Source organism: Novosphingobium rhizosphaerae, assembly GCF_050920675.1.
GTDB classification, from domain to species: domain Bacteria; phylum Pseudomonadota; class Alphaproteobacteria; order Sphingomonadales; family Sphingomonadaceae; genus Novosphingobium; species Novosphingobium rhizosphaerae.
The window spans coordinates 419,302-435,594 of record NZ_CP137861.1; the positions used below are offsets into that span (position 1 = coordinate 419,302).

Consider the following 16,293-nt stretch of genomic DNA (forward strand, 5'->3'; position numbering starts at 1 on the left):
GCGGGCGACAGGGAAAACCCGCAAGAACAAGGTTAAACGCGACGAACGGTTGCCCGGCCCACCGTGACGTGGTGAGAGACGCACGATGAATCACCCAGCCGACCTTGCCATCCGCCTGCGCCGCGCCGCATTCAACCGGGCCTTGGCCGACGCCGATCTGGCCGCGATCGGGCCGTTGCTGGCACCCGACGTGGTATTGGTGACGGGAAGCGACAGTGCGATTCTTGCCGGTCGCAAGGCGCAACTGCTGGCCTGGAAGCGCGAATTCTCGGCGCGGACGCGCAGCATCTATGTGCGAACGCCCACCACGATCGTGCCATCACCAGTGGCGCCCATCGCCCTGGAACACGGGGCGTGGCAAGGCCGCGACGCCCACAGCGGCACGATCCAGGCGGCAGGCCAATATAGCGCGAAGTGGCGCGAGATCGGTGGTGTCTGGGTGATCGTGGCCGAAATCTTCGTCACAATGGAATGAAGCGATCAACCTGTTCCATGGCTGCCTGCACCAAAAGGCCAGGCGCCAGGAAACGACCATCGCGGCCCGCGCGCGCCGGCGACCAGATTGCCCAGGCCCGCGCCAGCAATGCGGCGTGATCGTCTGAAACGGCGTGGGCAAAGCGATGCTCGCGACCATCGGGCAACCGGGCATCATACCAGATCCAGCCGGGCGGAAGGCTAGGCGGGCGGCTGGGCACGGACGAATCGGCCATGGTTCACCTTGGCAAAAATGCCGCACGAGCGGACGGAATTTACCGCTTCGGTTAAAGGAAATTTCCTTTTATTGAATCGCCATTTAGCGATTTCGACGCGGATTTGGCAGCATCTCGACTGGATATTTAGGATTTTTCCTATATCCAGTTCCTATGCCCGCTGAGCCCGGCGCCCGTTCCGCCTAGCCCTCTCCCGCCAAGGGGCAACGGCGGCAAGCTGGCCAAGCACACGCCGGGCAAGAGCACAAATCCTTGATTTAAAGCCTGCATCCACACTGCAGAAAACAGAACGGCGCGGGGCGTCGGCCTGCTTGGAGTGTTGCGGATGCTGCAGCGAAATCAACCGTCAAAGGAAAAGTCCTGATGACCGATGCCATCGCCACCGTTGCTGCCGATGCCCCCGCCAAGGTTTCGCTGGCCGGCCTGACCTGGACCGAACGAACCACCTATCGCGCACTGGCCGAAGCAGCACAGGCCGGGCTGCCCTGCCCTACCAACATCGATATCGAAATGCTGTGCGGGTACAATTCGTGCTCGATGGGGCCGGTCATGGTCAAGCGCCTGGAACGCAAGGGACTGATCCGGGTGGAGCGATACCAGCGGTTTCGCATCGTGGAGATCGTGGCCACGGGTGAGCGCACGGCGCGGGCCGCCAACATGCGCGACGACACCCCGCATGTGCCCAAGGGCACCCACACGCCGCCGCCCGCGCGCCTGCCGACCAGTGCAACGCCGCGTCCGACCGACCGCAAGCCCTACAAGACCGGAAAGGGCCTGCGCTGATGACGCGCGCGCGCAAGGCGGGGCGCGATCCGGCGCTGGAAGACCTGCTGCTCGCCGGGCTGGCCGAAGGCATCACGCTGCGCAAGCTGTGCCGGCGGCACCAGGTGGCACCGGGATTGGTGCAGCGCTGGCGGCTGGAAGACAAGGACTTCGCCCGCCGCTTTTCCCTGGCGCGCGAAGCGGGGTTCGAGGCGATCGCGGAGGAAACCCTGGAAATTGCCGACGACGATGCCGGCGACGTGATCTGCAAGGAAAAGGCCGACGGTACGGTGTCCGCCGCCAAGAACCCGGATAACGTGGCCCGTGCCCGGCTGCGGGTGGAGACGCGATTGAAACTGCTCTCGAAATGGGCACCGGGGAAATACGGCGAAAGCGCGGGGCCAGGCGAAAGCCAGGACTGGAGCGAGCGGTTGGCCGCGGCGCGAGCGCGGGTATTGAAGGGGCGGTAAATGGCGGGGAAATTGTCGAGAACGGCGGATCTGGCCGAGGCGATCGGCGCGTTTACCCACGACCCGCTGGGACACGCATTGTTTGCCTATCCCTGGGGCCAGGGGCCGTTGGCGGGCATGGCCGGGCCGCGCCGCTGGCAACGCGACGTGCTGGAGGAGATCGGCGCGCATCTGGCCGATCCGGTCACGCGGCATACCCCGCTGCGCCTGGCGCGGGCATCGGGGCATGGCATCGGCAAATCGGCACTGGTGGCAATGATCGTCAAGTGGGCGCTGGACACCTGCCCCGATGCGCGCGTGCTGGTGACCGCCAATACCGAAAGCCAACTCGATACCAAGACAGCACCGGAAATCGCCAAGTGGGCGGGCCTCGCGCTGACGGCCAACTGGTTTGCCCAGACCCGGCGGGCACTGGCCTCGACCGCGCAGGGCCGGGGCCCATCATGGCGGGCCGACTTGGTGACGTGGAGTGAGCACAACACCGAGGCCTTTGCCGGCCTGCATAACATGGGCCGGCGCATCGTGCTGATCTTCGACGAGGCGTCGGGCATTGCCGACAAAGTGTGGGAAGTGGCGCTGGGCGCCCTGACCGATGCCGATACCGAATTGATCTGGCTGGCATTCGGCAATCCGACGCAGAACACCGGCGCGTTCCGCGAATGCTTTGGCAAGCATCGCAACCTGTGGCGCACCGCGCAGATCGACGCGCGCGAAGTGGAAGGCGTGAACGCCGATTACCTCAACGAGCTGGTGGCCGCCTACGGCGCAGACAGTGACGTGGTGCGCGTGCGCGTGCGGGGCCAGTTCCCATCGAGCAGCACGATGCAGTTCATCCCGCAGGACCTGGCCGAAGCCGCGCGACGGCGCGTGGTGCCCGCCGGATTGCCGACCGACCCGGTGATCTTTGGCGTGGACTGTGCGCGGTTTGGCGACGATGAAAGCGTGCTGGCGATCCGCTGTGGCCGCGATGCGCGCAGCCGGCCGTGGAAGAACTGGCGCGGGGTGGATGCCATGCAACTGGCCGGCGACATCGCCCTGGAGGCGGCGCGACACCGGCCCGATGCGATCTTTGTGGACGCGGGCAACGTGGGCGCGGCGGTGGTCGATCGCTTGCGCCAGTTGCTGGGCGATACGCCAGTGATCGAGGTGTGGTTTGGCGGCAAGGGGCGCGAGGCCGAACTGGAACCCGGCGTTTCCGTGCCGACAGCCAACAAACGTGCCGAGATCTGGACGCGGATGCGCGCGTGGCTGGGCCGGGGCGCGGTGCCCGACAGCGACCGCCTGCGCGACGACCTAATCGGACCGACCTATTCCTTTGCTGCCGACGACACCCGCGTGCAGTTGGAAAAGAAGCCCGAGATGAAGCGGCGCGGATTGCCCAGTCCGGACTGGGCCGATGCACTGGCCTGCACATTTGCCGAAGCCGTGGGCCCGCGCGCGCTGCCGGCCTGGCTGGAACCCGCAGCCCAGGCCGATGACGGAGCGGGACGCTATGGCGAGCTGGGTTGAGCGGCTGCGATTTAACTTGCCATCAGACAGTATATTCAGAACTATGCAAATATAAATTGGCGTGATTCGCTTCGGGGCAGCACAACACGCGCCAAAATCATCAAGTTATCACACAATTTACCGTGAGGCACTTGCTTTCACGGCCACATCCTTGCGCCGGCCATATTGGTAAATGCCAATGCAAGCATGATGAGGGAGGGATCGATGGTGGAACTACCTGCAGCCTATGCCTATTTGCGCAACATTGCCAATCCGCCCAAGATGATTACCGAAGCACTCGTGCTGTTCGGTACCGAGGAACAGCCGGGGCCGGGTAACAATCCGGTCATCATAAAATGGGCTGGAGAAGTCAGCGCGCAAGTGGCGCACGACTATTATGCAGACTCTGTACCATGGTGCGGCCTGTTCATGGCCGTGGTGGCCAAGCGAGCGGGCAAGCCGCTGCCGCCCAATCCGCTGTGGGCGCTGAACTGGGCCAAATTCGGTGAGCAGGCCGGTCAACCGATGCTGGGCGATACGCTGGTATTCATCCGCCCCGGCGGCGGGCACGTTGGGCTTTACGTGGGCGAGGACAACGCCAATTTTCACGTGCTGGGCGGCAACCAGAGCGACCAGGTCTGCATTCGCAGCGTGCCGCGCGAGCGTCTCTATGCCGCGCGACGACCGATCTACACCAATGCACCACCTTCGATGAAAGTCATCCGCCTGGCCAGGAACGGTGACGTTTCGATCAAGGAAGCATAACCCACTATCAACAGGACGCTTTTAAAGGCCCTGTCCCAGTTCGGGCGGGGCCTTTTTCATGCGCGTTTCATTGCGATCATGGAGCTCTGCACCAGCGATTCAAGCTGGTGCGTCCCCGGCTTACAAGCGCCTTCAATCCATGGAGGTGCCTAGATGTGCAGCACGCCCACCGTTCCCACCGCGCCCGAGCGGCAAAGCCTGAAACTGCCTGACCAGGGAGCGCCAGCCGGCGCCATGGACAACAGCCGCTGGCGCCGCGCGATCCTGGCCGGGATGGTCACTTCGCCGCTGGGCCTGACCGGCGCAGCGCGGATTTCTTCCACCACGCTTGGTTCGGCCACTCTCGGTTCGGGAGGCACTCTTGGCTGATCACAAATCGATCCGCGCCCATTGCGAGGCACGTCTGGCCGGGATGAAATCCGTTCGCCAGGATTATGAAGCCGAAGCCGAGCAGATCGCCCGCTTTGCCCAGCCAGCCCGTTCGCGGTTCCTGGCCGGGAGCAAGGATCGTTCGGGCGCGCGGCGCCGACAGTGGAACCGCACGCTGTTCGACCCCCACGGGATCGAGGCATTCCGCACGCTGACCAACGGGATGACATCGGGCCTTTCCAGTGCATCGCGCCCTTGGTTTACCCTCAAGACCGCCGACGACGACCTGATGGACGCGCAAGGCGTGCGCGCCTGGCTTTCGGCGGTGGAGCGCCGGCTCTATGCCTTTCTGGCATCGACCAACTTCTATGGGGCGGCCAAGGCCGGCTATGGCGAGATGGGCCTGTTCGGCACCGAAGCCTGCGTGATGGTGGAGCATCCGCTGGCAGGCGCGGTGTGCCACGCACTGACCTTTGGCGAATACTGGATCGCGTTGTCTGACGCGCTGGTGCCCGATACGCTTTTTCGCACCTGCCCGATGAGCGTGCGCCAGGCGGTGGAAACCTTTGGGCCCGCCGTCTCTCCGGCCGTGCGCGCGCTCTATGATCGCAGCCAGTACGAGACGGTGGTGGAAGTGTTCCACGCCATCGAGCCGGACCCGGACCACGATCCGCATCGCTTCGGCTCCAAGGCCTGGCGCAGCGTCTATTGGGAAGCGGGCGCACGCGGTGACAGCCTGCTCAAGCTTGCGGGCTATAACGAGCAGCCGTTCTGGGCCCCGCGCTGGGACGTGGTGGGTGGGGACACTTACGGCCATTCCCCCGGCATGGAAGCCCTGCCGGCGCTGCGCGAATTGCAGATGCAGGCCAAGCGCCGCAACGAGGCCATCGACCAGATGGTCAAGCCCGAGAAGATCGTGCCGCCGGGCGTGCGCCTGACCGGCGAACCGGGGCGCACGGTAACGGCATCTGGGCTGGACCGCGACGGCGTGGTGATCCCCTACCAGATGCCCTACCAGGCCGTAGCGGCGATCGGCGAGGAAATGGACAAATGCCGCCGCCAGATCGACGGCTTGAGCTTTGCCGACCTGTTCAACGCCATCACCAACATGCGCGGCGTGCAGCCCCGCAATGTTGAGGAAATCGTCAGCCGCAACGAGGAAAAGCTGACACAGCTTGGCCCCGTGATCGAACGCGTGGCCAACGAAAAGCTGCAAGTGGCGATCGACCGCGCCTTTGCGATCCTGAGCCGCGGGGCCATGTTGCCGCCGGCTCCGCCAGCCCTCCACGGGCGCGGAGTGCGCGTGGAATTCGTGAGCATCCTGCAGCAGATGCAGCGCATGGTCGGCATCGGCCAGATCGAGCGGGTGGTGGGCTTTGTCGGCAATCTGGCGGCCGCCCATCCCGAAGTTCTGGACAAGATCGACTTCGACGAGGCGGTGGACGAATACGCCTGGCGCGCCGGTACCCCGGCGCGGATCATGCGACCGGCCGCCCAAGTGGCGCACTTGCGCACCCAGCGGGGAGAGGCGGCCCATGCTGCCCAGGCGGCCGCGCAGATCAGCCAGATGGTGCCCGCGATGAAAGACGCGGCCGCCGCAGCAGAACTGCTCTCGCGCGCCGACGTGGGCGGCGAAAACCTGCTCAAGCGACTGATCCAACCGTGAGCGTTACCAGTGAAGATGCCGCCGCCCTGCTGGGCCGTCTCGAATTCCGCCGCTTCCTGCACGCAGCGATTCAAGCGGCGGGGCTGCTGGGGCAACAGACAATGGCCAGCGGGGCCGATGGTGCCCTGCTCGCCTTCCTCGAAGGGCGGCGCAGCTTGGGGTTCGACCTGATCGCGCTGGCCCATCGCGGCCAGGACGAGGCGACCCGCGCCCAGGATCCGCTGGGCCTGACGACCATGCAGGCCGTGCTCGATGCTGCCCTCAGTGCAAAGGAAAACCGCCTTGAGCGACCCCATCCCCGCACCCGATACGACGAGCTTCCCGACGATGAACCCGGCGCCGACGGGCCAGCCGGCAACGGCCCCGGCCAGCGCCGGTTCGACCGCCCAGCCGGGCGCCGCTGAACCGGCCCACTCCCCTTCTGTCGCAACCGAACCGACGCAGGCGGGCGTTCCCGAACGCTATGACCTGGCACTCGACGGCATGGCGCTGGACTCCCAACTGGTGGAAAGCGCCGAGCCGGTGCTGCGCGAGTTGGGCCTTTCCAACGAGCAGGCCGGCAAGCTGCTGCCTTTGGCGCAAGGCGTGATGCAGCGCACGCAGGAAAGCCTGCTGGCCCATTTCGCCGATGCCGCCGCCGCGCAGAAGCGCGCCTGGGCCGAGGAGTTTGCCGCCGATCCCGAAATCGGCGGTGCCCGGCGCGCGCAGAGTGAGCACCTGGCCGCACGCGGCCTGGATGCCCTGGGTTTCAACGAGGGGCACCCGTTCCGCCAGGCGTTGGCCGACAGCGGCTTTGGCAACCACCCCGACATGATCCGCGCGTTCCGCCGCCTGGGCGAATTGCTCAGCGAGGACAGCGGCTTTGCCCGTGCCCATGCCGGCAGCGCCAACCAGCGCCCCGTCTGGGAACGTCTCTACCCCCAAGAAGCGAAGTAAGGAGATAGCTTCATGGCCATTCTCGGCTCGAGTTACTGGAACCTGATCGATGTGCTCAAGGCCGGCGGCGACGGCCTGGGCGACGTGGTGGAGGCGCTGACCCAGCTGACGCCCTTCATGAAGGACGCCAACGTGGTGAGCTGCAACAGCGGCACCGAGCATCGCTCGACGATCCGCACCGGCCTGCCCAGCGTTTCATGGGGCGCGCTCTACCAGGGCATCGCCCAGTCCAAGGGCAACTACACCGAAGTGAAGGACACGACCGGGTTCGTCGAAGGTCTTTCGTCGGTGGACGAACGCCTGCTCAACCTCAAGCCCGCCGAAGCGGCCAAGCTGCGGCTGGTGGAAGGCCAGGGCTTCCTGGAATCGATCGCCCAGACGGTGGAAAGCGCGATCTGGTATTCCGACGTCAAGGTGAACGGCAAGCAGTTCCACGGCTTGGCGCCGCGCTACAACTCGCTGTCGAACGCCAACGTGGTGAATGCCGGCGGCGCACAGGCCGACAACGCATCGATCTGGTTCGTCACCCATGGTGACATGCAGACCAGCGTGATCGTGCCGGATTCGGTGCCGGCCGGGGTGCAGCGCGAGGACATGGGGCGCCAGCGCGTGCTCGATGGCAATGGCAACCCCTATTACGTCAAGGAAGAGAAGTTCACCCAGCACATGGGGCTGTGCGTGAAGGACTGGCGCTTCAACGGGCGCATCGCCAACATCGACGTGTCGGACGTGGTGGCCGGCACGGTGGCGCTCAACCCGCTGCTGCGCAAGCTGTACTACAAGCTGCAGGGCCGCCGCGCCTATCACATGGAGCGCGAAGGCCAGGTCAGCCCGGGCCGCACCGTGATCTACATGAACCGCGTGCTGCTTGAAGCGCTGGACGCCGAAACCAGCAACGGCCGCAGCGGCGTGGACAACTTCGTGCGCCTGACGCCCATGGAAATCCAGGGCGAGGAAGTGATGACCTGGCGCGGCATCCCCATCCGCGAAACCGACGCCCTCGTCACCAACGAAGCGCTCGTCGCTTGATACGCAGGTTCCGGTTCCGGCGCCGCAAAGGGCGCTGGAACCGGAGCGACGCTCCTCTCCCAATCCGGAGTATTCCCGCATGATTTTCGACAATTCGCTGTTGCTGAGCGATGCCCAGGCGGTGACCGCCTCGGCCGCTTCGGCCAATGTCATCGACTTGGGCACCACCGGCACCCCGTATGGTGCCAGTGCCGCCCTGGTGCGCGATCTGGGCCGTGGCCAAGAAGTGGATCTGGCCGTGACCGTTTCGCAGACCTTTGCCGGGCTGACCAATCTGCAGGTGAGCGTGCAGGTTTCGCCCGACAATGCCACGTGGACGACCGTTTCCAGCGGCGCGGTGGTTCCGCTGGCCAGCCTGGCAGCCGGATACCAGTTCAAGGTGCCCGGCAGCATCGAGGAAGGTGTCAACGCCCGCTACCTGCGGCTTTACTACACCGTGGGCGGCAGCAATGCCACCGCCGGCAAGATCACCGCCGCGGTGGTGGCCAGCCGCCAGACCAACCTGGGCGTGGGCGGCCAGTAAAGGCCCTGCCGGGCGCGCCCCGCCGCGGGCGAACCGAGGCGCGCCCGGCACCTTGCCCCTTCCCCTTCCGCTTTCCAAGGAGACGCAGATGGCAGCCGCCACCCAGAGCAGCTTTGCCGCGAACGGCACCTGGCAGGATATTGCCGCCACCCTTACCGCTGCGGCGAATGCCGACGTGCTGTTGCAGAACATCGGCCAGCAGCCGGTGAAAGTATGCTTTGGCGGCGCGACCGCGCCCGTCAGCGACCTGGCCGGAGTGACTGTCTATCGCCAGGGCACGATCGTCGGCAATGCCGCCAACGTGTGGGTTCGCTCTCCCGGAGGCACGGCCCTGGCCGTGACGGTGGGCTATTCGGGCGGTGTTTCGGGCAATGTGGCCAGCCTGGGCAACGTGCCTGCCGGCGCCAGCGACAGTGGCAATCCGGTGAAGATCGGCGGCGTCTACAATGCCACCCAGCCAACCCTGACCGACGGCCAGCGTGGGAACCTGCAGCTTTCCTCGCGCGGCGAAGTGATCACTTCGATCGGGTCATCTGGCAACGTCGCCAGCGTGGTGACGGGCGTGGGCACTGATGCCGGCGGCAGCGTGAACGGCGTGAACGTCTATGCGCGGCCAGGCGTGTTCAACGGGGCCACGTGGGACCGCGCCAAGAAGCCGTCGAGCACGACGCGCCTGCTTTCTGCCGCGGCCACCACGAACGCCACCAGCGTGAAGACCAGCATGGCCGACCTGTTTCGCGTGCGCGGGCACAATGCGAGTGCATCGGCCCGCTACCTCAAGCTCTACAACAAGGCCAGCGCACCGACCGTGGGCACCGACACCCCGGTGGCGACCTATTGCCTGCCGCCATCCAGCCCGTTCGAGATCGCGTTCGACACGCCGCTCTATTTCAGCACCGGCCTGGGCTTTGCCCTGACTGGTGCGGCGGTGGACAGCGACACCACTGCCATCGCGGCGGGCGATATCCTGTGCCTTAACATCCACTACGCCTGAAGGAGCAGATTCCATGGCGATCTGGCGCCGCGACGACGACACCTTGGGCGAGCTGTTCGACGACGGGCTGGACTTGAAGCCGGGCGAGGACGGCTTCACCCGCGCGCTGGCACAGGCGCACTTTGGCACCAAGGCCTTCAGCTATGTCGGCACGCCCGACTGGCAGGTGGTGAGCGAATAGCCACCCCTTCCCCTTCCTCCCGCCAGGAAGGGGCACCCTTTCGCCTGGCAGCAAGGACAAGCCCATGGCCCAACTGATCGACATCTGTAACCGCGCCTTGGCGCAGATTGCCGCTGGGCAGATCGCCGATTTTGCCGAAGGCAGCATCGAGGCCCGCGAAGCGACGCGCTTTGCCAAGCCTCTGCTGGCCGAACTGGCGGAATGGGCGCCCTGGCCCTGGGCGCGCACGCGCGTGGTGCTGGCCGAGGTGGGCAACGACCGCCCAGCCGAATGGCTGCACGCCTATGCCGCCCCCACGAACCTGGCACAGCCGATCGCCGTGCGCGCGGTGGAGGACGACGCCACCACGCTGCCGAGCGGCGGCCCGTTTCCCTTTCCGCTCCAGGACGCGGCGCCGCTGGCGTTCCTCTACGAGGGTGGGCGCATCTACGCCAACGTGGCCAACGCCACGCTGGTGTTCGTGCGCAACAACGTGACCGCCCCGGATCTGCCGCCGCTGGTGGCGCGCGCATTCGAGCTGGAACTGGCCGCGCGCCTGGCCCTGCCGGTGAAGAAGGACGCAACCGCCGCGCAGACGCTGGCACGCGCCGCTGAAATCGCGCGGATGCGCGCGATCGCCGACGAGGCGAACAAGAGTGGCGAGCGCCCGGCGCGGTATGTCAGCGAAGCGGAACTGGCCCGCGCCGGCCTTGCCTTTCCAGGAGACGCGGCATGATCGGCGGGCGCACGGCGCAAGCCAATTTCTGCCGTGGCGAGCTGGGTCCGCAGCTGTACGGCCGGTTCGACGTCGACGCTTGGGGCACCGCCCTGCGCAAGGCGCGCAACGTCATCGTGCTCAAGTACGGCGGCGTGACCAAGCGACCGGGCACCGAGATGGTGGCCGAAGTGCTTGATCCCACGCAGCCCGTGCGACTGGTGCCGTTCCAGTTCTCGCTCAGCCAGACATATGCGCTGGAAATGGGCCAAGGCTATATGAGCCCCTGCGCCGGCGGCGGGCGCATCCTGGAAGAGGAACTGGCGATCACCGCGATCAGCAATGCCGCGCAGGCCGTGGTGGAAGTGGCCTATCATGGCTTTGCCGTGGGCGACCGGTTCTACATTGCCGGATGCGCAGGCGAGATGGGCAGCCTGCTCAACGGCCGCGCCTGGACCGTGGCGGCCGTGATCGACGACAGCCATTTTCGCATCGATGCCGATACCAGCGGGGTGGCCACCTTTGCAGGCTGCAGTGGCGGGACGACCCGCAGCGCACCGCCTGTGGCCCCCGCCGCGCCGGTGGTGCCCCCCGTAACCCCCGCCCCCACGCGCCCGGCGATCTATTTCGGCGGTTCGGGGCAATTTGGCGGAAAGGCCTGGTTCTGATGGGCGGAGCACGCATCTACAAGGTGGGTTCGCCCTACAACGGGGTGGAACTGGCCGAGCTCGATTTTGAGCAGACCGCCGATACCATGTATCTGGCGCATATCGACCACGCGCCCGCCAAGCTGGTGCGTGCGGGCCATACCGACTGGTCGTTTCGCACTGTCGCCTTTGCGCCCACGGTGGATGCGCCCGCAGGCTGCTATGCCTGGCCAACAGTGGCGAACACCGACAGCAGCAATGGCAACGCGGCCTATTTCCCGCAGCCGGCAAGCTATTGCGTGACGGCGGTGAACGACGACACCGGCATGGAAAGTCGCGCCAGCACGGCATCGACCGCCACCAACGACCTGACGCTCAAACGCAATTTCAACACGATAACCTGGACAGCGGCGCCCGGGGCCACGCGGTACAACGTCTACAAGGCGGATAACTCGCAGTTCTTCGGCCATATCGGCACGACCGAGACCACGAACTTTCGCGACGACAATATCGCGCCGGCGCTGGATCGCGCCCCGCCCCAGGCGGCCAACCCGTTTTCCGGGCCGAATGACTATCCCTCCACCGTCACGCTGTTCGAACAGCGCGCGGTGTGGGCCCGCACGCGCAACGTGCCGCACGGCATCTGGACCACGCGCAGTGGCCAACTGGAGAACATGGATCGTTCGCGGCCATTGCGCGCCGATGACTCCATGGCGTTCACCATCGTGGCCGGCCGCGTCAATTCGGTGAACCAGCTGGTCACCACCACCAGCCTGCTGGCGCTGACATCGGACAGCGTGTTTCACATCGATGGCGATGGATCGGGTGGCGTGCTCGATGCCACGCGCGCACCGGCCACGCGGCGCCAGATCGGGCGTGGATCGTCGCGGATCTCGCCGCTGGTGATCGACAATGTGGTGTTCTACCAGCCAAGCGTTGGCCGCACGGTGCGCACGATCGGCTATGATTTCACCATCGACGGGCTGAAATCCAACGACGTCTCGATCTTCTCGCCGCATTTCTTCGACGGAATGAGCATCGTTTCCTGGTGCTATGCCCAGGAGCCGCGCAGCGTGATCTGGGCCGTGCGCGAGGATGGCATGCTCGTCTGCTTCACTTGGGAGCAGGAACAGAACGTGTGGGGCTGGACCCTGTGCGAAACCGACGGGAAGGTCCTGTCGGTGTGCTGCATCTCCGAAGAGGGCGAGGATCGCGTCTATCTGGTGGTGGAGCGCGACATCGCCGGAACGACCCGCCGCTTCGTGGAGCGCATGGCGCGCCATGCATGGTCGGACATCGCGGATGCCTGCTATCTCGATTGCGCAGTCAAAGGCCGGTTCGATGAACCACGCACCAGCTTTACCGGATTGTGGCACCTTGAAGGGCGCATCGATATTGCCGGGCTGGTCGATGGCGTGGCCATTTCGGGGCTGACCGTCACGAACGGCACGATCACCCTGCCAGCCGGCATGGGCGGCGCCACGCAAGTCACCTTCGGTATCCCGTATCAGGTGGATGTGGAAACATTGCCGCTGCGCCTGTCCACCACGACGGGTAGCAGTGTGGGCCGGATCTGCCAGGCAAGCCAGGCCGTGCTGACCCTGGCCGACACACGCCAGATCGAAGCCGGGATCGACGCCGATCACCTGTTCCCGGTCAAATCGCGCAAGGACGAGGCATGGAACGCGCCCGATGCGCTGATGAATGGCGAATACCTGGTCAACCTGGACAACCGGGCGCGCGACGATTGCGCCATCTGGATGCGACAGACCGCGCCCTTGCCGTTCACCCTGCTGGGCGTGGCGATCGATCCGGTGCTGGGCGGATGATCCTGCCCAACCAGACCCACGTGGAAATCGTGCCGGCCCATGCCCGCCATGTGGGTTTCCTGGCGCGACACATGCGCGCCATCGACAAGGCCGAATGCCGCGCCATGGGCCGAGAACCCAAGGCCGCCCTGCGCCATGGCCTGATCGCATCGACCCATTGCTGGACCGCGATGGTGGCTGGCCAGCCGCACGCGATGTTCGGCGTGGTGGTCGAATCGGCGCTCGCCGGCCGCGGCGTGCCCTGGTTCCTGGGCACGGACGAGGTCTGGCGACACGGCCGCACCTTGCTGCGCCTGGGCCCCCCGATCCTGGCAGCAATGCACGATTCAAGCGCGGTGCTGGCCAACCTAGTGTCTGCCGGCAACACCCGGGCGATCCGCCTGCTCGAACGATGGGGTTTTACCGTGGACGAAGACACCATGCTGGTGGGCGACCTGGCCTTTCGCCGATTTGCCCGCCGCCGCCCCGCCCTTTCCACCCTGCAACAGGAGAATGCCTGATGTGTGGCCCCGCTCTTCCGATCATTGCCGCTGGCCTTGCCGTGGCCGGCCAAGGCATCAGCACCGTCAGCGCCATGCACCAGGCGCAGTATCAGCGCCAGGCCGCGCTGCGCCAGGCCGAACTGGAACGCAGCGCAGCCCGCGATGCCCAGGATGAAACCACCCGCGCGATCCAGGATCAGTATCGCCAGATGGCAGCCGAGGAAGGGCGCCAGCGCGTGGCTGCCGCAGCCGGCGGCGTGGGCGTGGATTTCGGTACCGCAGCCGATGCGGTGGACAGCACCCGCCTGGTTGGCGACGCGCGGGTGACCGACCTGGCCGCGCAGGGCACGCGCGCCGTGCGCCAGGCCGATGCCGGGGCGGCCTTTGCCATGGGCCGCGCCAGCGCCGCTTCAGCCCAACGCCAGACCGCATTGCTGAGCGGCCTGGTTGACATGAGCCAGTCGGTGCTTTCGGGCGCGCGCCAATATGGCGCGATGCGCGCCCGTATCGGCTGACCAGGGCAGCCCTTCCACCTTTCCTTTTCGTTTGCGCGTTGCCCCGCCCGCTTGGGCGGCCCGCCCCCGCGCGCCTTGCAGGGACACCTTTCCATGGCCGTTTCCACCACCAACGCCTATGATGGGCCGTTCAGCGCCAATGGCGTAACGCTTTCATTTCCCTTCACGTTTACAGCGCAGAGCACCGCCGACGTGGCCGTGCTGCTGGATGACCAGCCGATCACCGCCGGCTACACCGTGGAGCTGTACGAAGGCGGCGGCGGCACCGTGACCTTCGCCGCAGCCCCTGGCCCGGGCAAACTGGTGGTGTGGCTCGATCCCGATTTCACCCAGACCACGGCCTTCGAGAACGGATCGGCGTGGCTGGCAGCGCCAGTGAACCTGGCCAACGACCGCGCTGCGCTGCGCGACCAGGCGCTGTCGCGCGACCTCAAGCGCTGCATGCGCATTCCCTTGGGCGAAAACGCCGGCACGCTGCCTTCCGCGGCTAAGCGCAAGGGCAAGTTCTTTGCCTTTTCGCCGATCGACGGCACCGCCGTGCTGGCCGACGCGGTCAACGGCGATGCGTTGCTGCGCTCCGACATGGCCAGCACCGATGCCAACAAAGGCGCCACGCTCGTGGGCATTCCCGGCGGTGGCACGCTGAACGACGTGATCGTGCCATGCGCCACGCGCAGCGCGCTGGCCACGCGCACCAATCGCGCGGTCATGGCCTATCTGCTGGAAACCGGGCGGCAGGGGTATTTCTATTTCTCCACGGATAACCTGGCGAGCGCGGTTACGGCCGATACGGCGCAGGCGTTCTATATCCCGCCCAGCACCGACCGGACCGGCGCCAGCGGCGCATGGGTGCGTGCGGCAACCCGCACGGGTACCGCCGATCTCATGTGGTTCGGCGCCAAGGGCGACGGGGTGGACGATACAGCCGCGCTGCAGGCCGCCATTTCGTGGCTCAACGCCGTGCGCGGGCGCACGCTGCAAGTGCCGGTGGGCACGTTCACGTTCACGTCTGACCTGCTGATCACGATGAGTTCCTCGCGCATCGAGGCATTGGGTGGCGGCCAGTGCCGCCTGCGCGGCAGCAATGGCGCGCGCATCGTCCTTGGCCAGGCCATTCCCACCGTGGACGCCGCTGGCAAGGTGACCAAGACCGGAACCAAGGTCAGCGATTGTTCGCTCGCGGGCCTCTCCATCCAACCGGCAGACAACCACGCGGGCGAATGCGTGCTGGTCGACTATGCGGACAGCACGCTGATCGAAAAGTGCAATATCGGCCCGTTCAACAACAATGGGTCCGCCGTCACGATCGGCATCAAGACCAACTGGGTCCAGTGGTTGTATATCGATCGCAACCAGATCAACGTGAATGGCGTCTGCCTGTGGTTGCGCCAGCCGGCCACGCGCACGCAGAACGAGGATCATTACCACATCACGCGCAACTTGCTGTACAACGGCAAGGTTCCGCCCACCAACGGCTTCACCCCCGCGAACATCGTGGTGGATTCCGAAGCCGGCTCGACCTATTCGATCTTTGAATTCGAACTGCGCGGCAACCACATCGGCAAGTTCATGAGCGGCAGCACCGCTGCCACCACGATGACCGGTGGCCTTCGCTTGCTGGGCGCGGATACCACCGGGGATTCACGCGCGTTCCATGCCTGCTCGATCCGCGACAATTTCTTCGAATACGTCAATTATCCGATCGACATGCAGCGCGGCCTCTCGGGCGCGACCGATACCAGCGCGATCGACTTTTCCGGCAACGCCGTGCTTTCGGCCACCGTCGTGCTGCATGGCTCGGGCACGACCAAGGCCGTGGCCACGCTCGACGCGAACTATTTCCTGCAGTGCGACACGCTGGTGGACGGCATCAAGTGCCTGTTCAACGGATACAACCGCTATTCGGCGATCGGCACTCTGGCGGCGCAGTCCATCAGCCAGCACCGCATCACCCACAAGCAGACCGGCGGCGGTTCGCTGCCCGGCGTGCGGCTTGAGGCGCGCGGCACTGCCGCGGTTGCGGCCGGGCAGACCTATCTGGATATTTCGCATGGCCTCTCGCTGACGCCCACCGATTTCAACGTCATTCCCACGTCATCGGGATGGGCGCCGAATTTCTGGATCAGCGCAGCCGGCGCCACCACGTTCCGCATCAATTTTACCGATCCGGGCGCGTCCAAGTACCTGCGCTGGACCGCCAGCGTTGCCGACGCCTGATCCAAGGGAGCCTGCC

General features: G+C 65.8%; 19 protein-coding genes. 18 read left to right on the top strand and 1 reads right to left on the bottom strand.

The annotated features are described in order from the left end of the window. Window positions 1-85: 85 nt before the first annotated feature. Window positions 86-475: a nuclear transport factor 2 family protein gene (locus tag R9J51_RS02000; protein ID WP_179505726.1), complete on the top strand. Its 390-nt coding sequence runs from the start codon at window positions 86-88 to the stop codon at window positions 473-475. On the opposite strand, the gene R9J51_RS02005 is transcribed toward R9J51_RS02000, so the two are convergent. Further along, window positions 462-710: a hypothetical protein gene (locus R9J51_RS02005; protein WP_179505727.1), complete on the bottom strand. Its 249-nt coding sequence runs from the start codon at window positions 708-710 to the stop codon at window positions 462-464. The two genes, R9J51_RS02000 and R9J51_RS02005, sit on opposite strands and share 14 nt — an antisense overlap. 363 nt (window positions 711-1,073) lie before the next feature. Here R9J51_RS02005 and R9J51_RS02010 point away from each other — a divergent pair, with 363 nt between their 5' ends. The 17 genes from R9J51_RS02010 (at window position 1,074) to R9J51_RS02090 (ending at window position 16,277) form a co-directional block, all read left to right on the top strand. Further along, window positions 1,074-1,493 (top strand): hypothetical protein, encoded by a 420-nt coding sequence (locus R9J51_RS02010; RefSeq protein WP_179505728.1) that lies wholly within the window; start codon window positions 1,074-1,076, stop codon window positions 1,491-1,493. Beyond that, window positions 1,493-1,942, top strand: a complete 450-nt coding sequence (locus tag R9J51_RS02015; protein ID WP_179505729.1) for a hypothetical protein — start codon at window positions 1,493-1,495, stop codon at window positions 1,940-1,942. The genes R9J51_RS02010 and R9J51_RS02015 overlap by 1 nt, the downstream gene beginning before the upstream one ends. Before the next feature lie 12 nt (window positions 1,943-1,954). Beyond that, window positions 1,955-3,451 (top strand): terminase, encoded by a 1,497-nt coding sequence (locus R9J51_RS02020; protein WP_432787787.1) that lies wholly within the window; start codon window positions 1,955-1,957, stop codon window positions 3,449-3,451. 204 nt (window positions 3,452-3,655) lie between these two features. Then, window positions 3,656-4,195, top strand: a complete 540-nt coding sequence (locus R9J51_RS02025) for a TIGR02594 family protein (RefSeq protein ID WP_179506619.1) — start codon at window positions 3,656-3,658, stop codon at window positions 4,193-4,195. Window positions 4,196-4,348: 153 nt separating this feature from the next. Continuing rightward, on the top strand, window positions 4,349-4,564 hold the full coding sequence (locus R9J51_RS02030; RefSeq protein ID WP_168556199.1) for a hypothetical protein: 216 nt from the start codon (window positions 4,349-4,351) through the stop codon (window positions 4,562-4,564). Then, entirely contained in the window at window positions 4,557-6,230 is a 1,674-nt protein-coding gene (locus tag R9J51_RS02035) for a portal protein (protein WP_432787788.1), read from the top strand. Before R9J51_RS02030 ends, R9J51_RS02035 begins: the two co-directional genes overlap by 8 nt. Before the next feature lie 282 nt (window positions 6,231-6,512). Beyond that, window positions 6,513-7,166: a hypothetical protein gene (locus R9J51_RS02040; RefSeq protein ID WP_168556198.1), complete on the top strand. Its 654-nt coding sequence runs from the start codon at window positions 6,513-6,515 to the stop codon at window positions 7,164-7,166. A 12-nt stretch (window positions 7,167-7,178) separates the two neighbouring features. Further along, window positions 7,179-8,195 carry a major capsid protein gene (locus R9J51_RS02045; protein WP_168556197.1) on the top strand — a complete coding sequence of 339 codons (1,017 nt, stop codon included), beginning with the start codon at window positions 7,179-7,181 and terminating at the stop codon, window positions 8,193-8,195. A 79-nt stretch (window positions 8,196-8,274) separates the two neighbouring features. Next, window positions 8,275-8,718, top strand: a complete 444-nt coding sequence (locus R9J51_RS02050) for a Bbp16 family capsid cement protein (protein WP_169476790.1) — start codon at window positions 8,275-8,277, stop codon at window positions 8,716-8,718. An 88-nt stretch (window positions 8,719-8,806) separates the two neighbouring features. Further along, on the top strand, window positions 8,807-9,712 hold the full coding sequence (locus tag R9J51_RS02055) for a hypothetical protein (protein WP_179505731.1): 906 nt from the start codon (window positions 8,807-8,809) through the stop codon (window positions 9,710-9,712). A gap of 13 nt (window positions 9,713-9,725) precedes the next feature. Then, window positions 9,726-9,893, top strand: coding sequence for a hypothetical protein (locus tag R9J51_RS02060; RefSeq protein WP_168556194.1), 168 nt, complete (start codon window positions 9,726-9,728; stop codon window positions 9,891-9,893). A gap of 64 nt (window positions 9,894-9,957) precedes the next feature. Then, a complete protein-coding gene (locus R9J51_RS02065) occupies window positions 9,958-10,608 on the top strand; it encodes a hypothetical protein (RefSeq protein WP_179505732.1) in 651 nt (216 codons plus the stop codon). Further along, on the top strand, window positions 10,605-11,255 hold the full coding sequence (locus tag R9J51_RS02070; RefSeq protein ID WP_179505733.1) for a hypothetical protein: 651 nt from the start codon (window positions 10,605-10,607) through the stop codon (window positions 11,253-11,255). The genes R9J51_RS02065 and R9J51_RS02070 overlap by 4 nt, the downstream gene beginning before the upstream one ends. Then, window positions 11,255-13,063, top strand: a complete 1,809-nt coding sequence (locus tag R9J51_RS02075) for a hypothetical protein (protein WP_179505734.1) — start codon at window positions 11,255-11,257, stop codon at window positions 13,061-13,063. The genes R9J51_RS02070 and R9J51_RS02075 overlap by 1 nt, the downstream gene beginning before the upstream one ends. Beyond that, complete coding sequence (locus R9J51_RS02080) at window positions 13,060-13,563, top strand: hypothetical protein (RefSeq protein ID WP_169476795.1); 504 nt, start codon at window positions 13,060-13,062, stop codon at window positions 13,561-13,563. Before R9J51_RS02075 ends, R9J51_RS02080 begins: the two co-directional genes overlap by 4 nt. Next, window positions 13,563-14,060, top strand: coding sequence for a hypothetical protein (locus tag R9J51_RS02085; protein WP_179505735.1), 498 nt, complete (start codon window positions 13,563-13,565; stop codon window positions 14,058-14,060). The genes R9J51_RS02080 and R9J51_RS02085 overlap by 1 nt, the downstream gene beginning before the upstream one ends. A 93-nt stretch (window positions 14,061-14,153) precedes the next feature. Beyond that, window positions 14,154-16,277 (top strand): hypothetical protein, encoded by a 2,124-nt coding sequence (locus tag R9J51_RS02090; RefSeq protein ID WP_179505736.1) that lies wholly within the window; start codon window positions 14,154-14,156, stop codon window positions 16,275-16,277. Window positions 16,278-16,293 lie beyond the last annotated feature (16 nt).